This is a genomic window from Ideonella azotifigens (genome assembly GCF_006519715.1).
In the GTDB taxonomy this organism is placed as follows: domain Bacteria; phylum Pseudomonadota; class Gammaproteobacteria; order Burkholderiales; family Burkholderiaceae_C; genus Ideonella; species Ideonella azotifigens.
In genome coordinates, this window is the sequence record NZ_VIDT01000271.1 from 1 (window position 1) to 6,903 (window position 6,903).

A 6,903-nucleotide genomic window follows, 5' to 3' on the forward strand; every position below is an offset into this window, starting at 1 on the left:
GCCTGGCTGTTCGGGGCCGAATGGCGCGAGGCTGGTGAGCTGGCGCGGGCGCTGGCGGTCTACATCGGGCTGCATTTCGTCTCGGCGCCGCTGGCGGTGGTGACCATGGCCTGGCAGGCGCAAGCCTGGGCGCTGAAGCTGGCGTTGGTGGGGCAGGTGGCCTTCGTGGCCGCGCTGGCGGCCGGGCTGCACTGGGGCGGGCTGACCGGGGCGGGCTGGGCGGTTTCGGGCGCGATGCTGCTGTACTTCGGCTACTACTTGCTGCAACTGGCGTTCTGGCCGGTGGACGATGACACGGCCACCGAGCCGGTGGTGGAAGAATCGCGGCCGTGACTTCGTTCAATGCTTTCCTGAATCGCTGCCGCCGGCGCCTGGTGCGCTCGCTGCTGTTTCGCATCGTCTTTGGCGAGCGCTCCGGCGGCAAGCTGCTGCCTCACACGCGCATCTCCCCCGCCGCGCACCTGGAGGCCGAGGACAAGCTGGTGATGGGCGACCACGTCTACATCGGCCCGTTCAACTACCTGGAAGCCAGTGGTGGCATCACGCTGGGCGAGGGGGTGCAGATCACCAGCCACTGCGCCATCGTGACCCACAGCTCGCACCGCTCGGCACGGCTGATGGGCGAAGGTTTCGTGCGCTGGCCGGCGGCGGGCTTCGGTGAGCGGCCGGGCTGGATCGCCGGGCCTGTGGAGATCGGCGCCTACAGCTTCATCGGCCCGCATTCGCTGATCGAGGCCAACACCAGACTGGGCCGCGGCACGCTGGTCTGTGCCGGCAGCTTTGTGCGAGGGGAGTTCCCGGATTTCGTGATCCTCGAAGGCCGGCCGGCCCGTGTGGTCGGCGATAGCCGGCGCGCTGACGAGCGGCTGCTGGAACGTTTCCCCGAACTGCGCCCGCTGTACGACGCCTGGGCCGGGCCCGTGACGTGAGTCCCTTGCGAACGCCACTCCGTCTGGTGCTGATCGGCGACGGCGAGAGCCCGCACCTGCTGAAGTGGGTGCGGGCGCTGGCCGCGTTGTCGCAGCAGGTCGAGCTGCATGCTGTTTCCAGCCGCGGTTTCCTGCCGGAGATCGAGGCCTTGCTGCCGGCCGAGCGCCGGTTGGCGCTCGGCCATGCGATGCAGTTCGAAGGTGGCAATGGCGGGCTGCTGCGCCAGCTGCCGCGGCTGGCGCGTTGGCTGAAAGCCGTGCGGCCCGACTGGCTGGCGCCGCACTACCTGACTTCGCACGGCACGCTGGCCTGGCTGGCGGTGCGGGTGTTCGGCGTGCAGGCCCGCATCGCCGGCTCGGCCTGGGGTTCGGACATCCTGGTCACGCCTGGGCGCAGCGCGCTGATGCGCTGGGTCACCGGCCGCGTGCTGCGGGCCTGCACGCTGTGCACAAGTGACTCGCAGCACATGACGGCGCGCATGCGGGCACTGGGCGCAGGGGAGGTGATGATCTTTCCATTCGGCCTCGAAGCGCTGCCGCCGGCACCTGGCGCGAAGGATGCAAACCTGTTTTTTGCCAACCGCGGCCTGGAGCCCATTTACCAGCCGCAGCGCGTGCTCGCGGTGTTCGCCGCGCTGGCGGCGGACTGGGCCGAGGCGCGGCTGGTGCTCGCGCATGACGGCTCGCTGCGCGCCGGGCTGGAAGCACAGGTGGCCCGAGATCGCCAGTTGCAGGGACGCGTGCGCTTCGTGGGCCGGCTGGACGCCGCCACCCAGGCCCGCTGGTATGCCCGCGCTGGCTGGTACCTCAGCCTGCCGCAGAGCGATTCGGTCTCGGTCTCGGTGCTGGAGGCCATGGCCCACGGCTGCGTGCCCATCCTGTCGGACTTGCCGGCCAACCGGGAGCTGGTGGCCGATGGCCGCAATGGCGTGGTCCTGGCGGATGGCGAAGTGCTTTCCCGCCCGCGATTGGCCGCGCTGGCACTGCGTGGCGGCGAGGTCGCCGCTGCCAACCGCGAATGGGTCGTGCAGCACGCCTTGTTTCCACGCAGCGTTGCAGCCTATGTACAGCGACTGCAAGCCCTGTCATGAACATCCTGTACCTCAATCACTACGCCGGCTCGCCCGCGCTGGGCATGGAATACCGGCCGTACTACCTGGCGCGCGAATGGGTGCGCGCCGGCCATGCCGTCACGATGCTGGCGGCCAGCTTCTCGCATGTGCGGGCGAAGCAGCCACAGCTGGACCCGAACGCCGGGGCAGACGGCACGAGCGAGACGATTGACGGCATTGCCTACCGCTGGTTCGACACCCCTGCCTATCAGGGCAATGGCATGGGCCGCATGCGCAACATTGCCAGCTTCCTGGCCCAGGTCTGGCAGCAGGCGGACGCGTTGGTGGCCGAGCTGAAGCCGCAGGTGGTGATCGCTTCCAGCACCTATCCGATGGACATCTGGATCGCCCAGCGCCTGGCGCGCAAGGCGGGGGCGAAGCTGGTTTTCGAGGTGCATGACCTGTGGCCGCTGTCGCCCATCGAGCTGTCGGGCATGTCGCCGTGGCACCCGTTTGCGCTGATCTGCAGCAGCGCCGAGCGCGCGGCTTACAGGGATGCGGATGTCGTGGTTTCGATGCTGCCCAAGGTGCACGAGCACATGGCCTCGCGCGGGCTGGACCTGAAGAAACTGGTGATCGTGCCCAACGGCATTTCGCCGGAGGAATGGGATGGCAGGCCCGAGCCGCTGAAGGCCGAGGTGGCGGCCTGCATCGGCGCTGCGCACAGGGCCGGCCGCCACGTGGTCGGCTACGCCGGCTCGATGGGCCGGCCCAACGCGCTGGACACGCTGCTGGACGGTGCCAAGCTGCTGGCCGATTCGCCGGTCGAGTTCGTGCTGGTCGGCGACGGGCACGAGCGTGAGCGGCTGGTCAGGCGCATCGAGCAGGAAGGTTTGTCCGCCCGCGTGCACTGGTGCGGGACCATCCCGAAGGCACAGATCCCGTCCTTCCTCGCTGCCATCGAAGTCGCCTACATCGGCTGGCAGCGCGTGCCGATCTACCGCTTCGGCATTGCGCCGAACAAGCTGATGGACTACATGATGGCCGGCTGCCCGGTGCTGCATGCGGTGGAGGCGGGCAACGACCCGGTGGCCGAAGCGGGCGCAGGCATCACCGTGCCGCCCGAGTCGCCAGAGGCGGTGGCCGAAGGCGTCAAGCGACTGCTGGGCCTGCCGGCTGCCACGCGCAAGGCCATGGGCAAGCGGGGCCGGACCTTCGTGCTGGCCGAGCATGCCTACCCGGTGCTGGCCAAGCGATTCCTTGCAGCCTGCATGCCGTCGGCGCCGCGCCCGGGTCAGTCCACAATCCAGGGTTTGCCGCCCCGTCCCTCCCAATCCCCTCGTCGTCCATGAGCACTGAACCGTTGCCCTTCCTGCCGTTCGCCTTGCCCGAGATCGGTGAGGAGGAAATTGCCGAGGTGGTGGACACCTTGCGCTCCGGCTGGGTGACCACCGGCCCCAAGGCCAAGCGCTTCGAGGCGATGTTCACCGAATTCTTGGGCGATGCGTCGCTGCAGTCCATCGCGGTGAATTCGGCCACTGCCGGCCTGCACCTGGCGCTAGAAGCGCTGGGCGTTGGCCCCGGCGACGAAGTCATCACGACCACGCACACCTTCACCGCAAGCGCCGAGGTGGCCCGCTACCTGGGCGCGGACGTGAAGCTGGTCGACATTGATCCGGCCACGCTGTGCATTGACCCGACCAAGATCGAGGCCGCGATCACGCCGCGCACCAAGTGCATCATCCCCGTGCACTACGGCGGCCTGGCCTGCGACATGGTGGCGATCCTGGCGATTGCGAAAAAGCATGGCCTGAAGGTGGTCGAAGATGCGGCGCACGCGCTGCCCACCACGCTGAAGGGCGAGCTGATCGGCACGCTGCAGAGTGACGCAACCGTCTTCAGCTTCTACGCCAACAAGACCATGACGACCGGCGAAGGCGGCATGTTGGTGACGCGCGACCCGGAGCTGGCCGCGCGCGCCAAGGTCATGCGCCTGCACGGCATCAGCCGCGATGCGTTCGACCGCTTCACCGCCAAGGTGCCGAGCTGGTACTACGAGATCGTCGCGCCCGGCTTCAAGTACAACCTGACCGACATAGCCGCGGCGTTGGGGCTGCATCAGCTGGGCCGCGCGCGTGGTTTCCAGCTGCGCCGCGCCGAACTCGCCGCGCAGTACAACGCGGCGCTGGCCGAGTTGCCCGTCGTCCTGCCGCCGCAGCCGCCGGCGGGCGAGCTGCACAGCTGGCACCTGTATGCCATCCGCCTGGCCGAGGGCACCCGCATTGGCCGTGACGCCGTGATCGAAGCGCTGTTCAAGGACGGCATTGGTTGCAGCGTGCACTACATCCCGCTGCACCAGCAGCCGTACTGGCGCGACCGTTACCAGTTGCGCGCCGAGGACTTTCCGCAAAGCCAGCTGGCCTATGAGCGCATGCTGAGCCTGCCCCTGTACACGCGCATGACGGACGCTGACGTGCCCCGCGTGGTGTCCTCGCTGCGGCGCGCGCTGGTGGACTGAGGGCTTGGTTGCGGTGGCCAAACGGCTGTTCGACCTGCTGGCTTCGGCACTGGGCTTGGCAGCGCTGCTGTTACCTGGGCTGATCGTGGCTCTGCTGATCAAGCTCGATTCGCCCGGCCCGGTGTTCTTTCGCCAGCAGCGCGTGGGCCGCTTCGGCGTGCCGTTTCGCATCCACAAGTTCCGCACGATGCGCGTGGACGCCGAAGCCGCCGGGCTGCTGACCGTGGGCGCCGATGCGCGCATCACCCGCGTCGGCGCCTGGTTGCGCTCACACCGCGTGGACGAGCTGCCTCAGCTGATCGACGTGCTGCAAGGCACGATGAGCCTGGTGGGACCGCGCCCCGAGGTGCCGCGCTACGTCGCGCTGTATCCCGAAACGCTGAAGGCCCAGGTGCTGTCTGTGCGCCCCGGCATCACCGACCCGGCTTCGCTGCGCTTTCGCAACGAAGGCGAACAACTGGCCGCTGCGGCGGATCCCGAGCGTGAATACCGCGAGGTGATCCTGCCGGCCAAGCTGGCTTGCGCGGCCGAGTATGCGGTGAGCGCGTCGCTGTGGACCGATCTGGGCGTGCTGCTGCGCTCGCTGCGCGTCTTGTTGCGAGGCTGAAGCCTTGCCGTCTGGAAACCCAATGACCTCCACCCAATTCATCGGCCAACCGACCCGGCGTCAGCTGCTTGGTGCTCTCGCCGCAATGAGCGTTGCAGGCGTGCTGCCGTCGCAGATCTCAGCCGCAACGGCTGCGCCACTGGTGCTGGCCTATACCGACGGCCAGGTGCCCGTGGCCTACACCAACCTGCAGGCGTTCTACGCGCAGCTGGGTGCCGTCGGGCTGGGCTCGACTTGGTCGCTGCTGGCCGACGGCTCGCTCAGCGACGTGGGCATGAGCAGCACTACGCAGAAGATCATCAAGTTCGCGAAAAAGAAGGCGCTGCCGCTGTACCCCACGGTGTCGGACTACAGCGACGCGCTGGGCGAATTCGACCCGGCCGTGTCGCGCGGCATCCTGGCCAGCGCGGCGACGCGGGAAGCTTCGCTGAGCGCGATGCTGCAGCTTGCCGTGGGGCAAGGCTTTGCCGGCATCGACCTGGACTGGGAAGCGGTGGAGGAAGGCAATGCCACGGCGTTCTCGTCCTTCGTGGCGGACCTGGCCGCGCGCCTGCATGCGCAAGGGCTGAAGCTCATCCTCAGCGTGCCGCCGAAGTTCGACGACACATCCTCGCCCTGGCTGGCCGGCTACGACTACGCGGCACTGGGCGTCTCGGTCGACTGGCTGCAGGTGATGACCTATGACGAGGTCGGCCCCGGTTGGTGCACCACCGGCTTCAACCATGGCAAATGGCCGGGCCCGGAGTCCGGCCTGGACTGGCAGCAGGCGGTGCTGGGCTACACGCTGGCGCGTGTGCCCGCGGCCAAGGTGCTGTCCGGCCTGCCGGCCTATGGCTACGACTACAGCACCGGCAAGGTCGTGTACTGGTCCAAGTATGGCAAGACCATCGCTGCGCACGCTGGCGCAGTGATGGTGCGAGACAGCGCCTCGGCCACGCCGTCCGCCAGCTGGGGCACTGTGACACCGCAGCGCGATGGCAAGCCCTGGAGCAAGGCCACCCGCCAGCCCGTGCTGTGGTTCGACGACGCGCAAAGCCTGGCCGTCAAGACCGCGCTGGTGCGCAGCCTGGGCCTGGGCGGCACCAGCGTCTGGGCCATGGGCTATGAAGACGCGGCGTTCTGGGATGCCGTGACCGCCGGCCTCAAGCCCTGAGCCTGCGAAACCACTGAAGCCGATGACTGTCCCCACTGCTTCGCGCTGGTTGCGCCTGGAACAACTGCTGGCCCGGCTGCGGCCGCACCGCGCGCCGCTGAGCCTGGCGATCGACGCGCTGATGGTGGCACTGGCCTGGAACGCCACCTACTTGTTCCGACTCGGCTTCGAGCGCTGGTGGGATGCGCGGCCGTGGTATGACGGCTGGGTGCTGCTGGGTGTGGTCGCGGCTTATCTCGCTGCTTTTGCGCTGCTGAAGGTGCCGCAAAGCATGTGGCGCTTCTCCGGCTTCGGCGAGGTCAAGCGGCTGACGTTTGCGTGCGGCGCTGCCGGCCTCGCGAGTGCCGCAGCCGTCATGGGCCTGCAGCTCTACCAGGTGCCGCGTTCCGTGCTGGCGTTGCACCCGCTGTTCAGCCTGATGGCCGTCTGCATGGTGCGCGTGGCCTACCGCATGCTGTACGAGCACGCCCGTGCCCGCATTGCCGGCAGCAACGGCACCGAGCCGCGCCGCGCGCTGGTGCTGGGCGCAGGCGAGGCGGCAAAGCGTTTGCTGGCCGGCATTCAGCACCAGGGCTGGATCGTCACTGGGCTGCTGGACGATGACGCCGCCAAGCAGGGTGCGCGCATTGCCGGCGTGCCGGTGC

The 6,903-nt window shown here is 68.4% G+C and carries 7 protein-coding genes and 1 pseudogene; all 8 read left to right on the forward strand.

Translation table 11 applies throughout. The features are described 5' to 3' along the window. Window positions 1–333: pseudogene (locus tag FKP22_RS16475) on the forward strand (polysaccharide biosynthesis protein); the annotation flags it as partial. Next, entirely contained in the window at window positions 330–929 is a 600-nt protein-coding gene (locus FKP22_RS16480) for an acyltransferase (RefSeq protein ID WP_141288545.1), read from the forward strand. The pseudogene FKP22_RS16475 and the gene FKP22_RS16480, both read left to right, overlap by 4 nt. Beyond that, on the forward strand, window positions 926–2,020 hold the full coding sequence (locus FKP22_RS16485) for a glycosyltransferase (RefSeq protein ID WP_375140589.1): 1,095 nt from the start codon (window positions 926–928) through the stop codon (window positions 2,018–2,020). Before FKP22_RS16480 ends, FKP22_RS16485 begins: the two co-directional genes overlap by 4 nt. Further along, the gene (locus tag FKP22_RS16490) at window positions 2,017–3,333 is read left to right on the forward strand and encodes a glycosyltransferase family 4 protein (RefSeq protein WP_141288547.1); all 1,317 of its coding nucleotides are present in this window, start codon (window positions 2,017–2,019) and stop codon (window positions 3,331–3,333) included. The genes FKP22_RS16485 and FKP22_RS16490 overlap by 4 nt, the downstream gene beginning before the upstream one ends. Continuing rightward, window positions 3,330–4,499 carry a DegT/DnrJ/EryC1/StrS family aminotransferase gene (locus FKP22_RS16495; RefSeq protein ID WP_141288548.1) on the forward strand — a complete coding sequence of 390 codons (1,170 nt, stop codon included), beginning with the start codon at window positions 3,330–3,332 and terminating at the stop codon, window positions 4,497–4,499. The genes FKP22_RS16490 and FKP22_RS16495 overlap by 4 nt, the downstream gene beginning before the upstream one ends. Window positions 4,500–4,512: 13 nt before the next feature. Beyond that, window positions 4,513–5,106 carry a sugar transferase gene (locus FKP22_RS16500; protein ID WP_141288549.1) on the forward strand — a complete coding sequence of 198 codons (594 nt, stop codon included), beginning with the start codon at window positions 4,513–4,515 and terminating at the stop codon, window positions 5,104–5,106. Between the two features lie 22 nt (window positions 5,107–5,128). Beyond that, window positions 5,129–6,259, forward strand: a complete 1,131-nt coding sequence (locus FKP22_RS16505) for a glycosyl hydrolase family 18 protein (RefSeq protein WP_141288550.1) — start codon at window positions 5,129–5,131, stop codon at window positions 6,257–6,259. 22 nt (window positions 6,260–6,281) lie between these two features. Next, a partial coding sequence (locus FKP22_RS16510; protein ID WP_375140590.1) for a nucleoside-diphosphate sugar epimerase/dehydratase occupies window positions 6,282–6,903 on the forward strand: 622 nt, incomplete at its 3' end.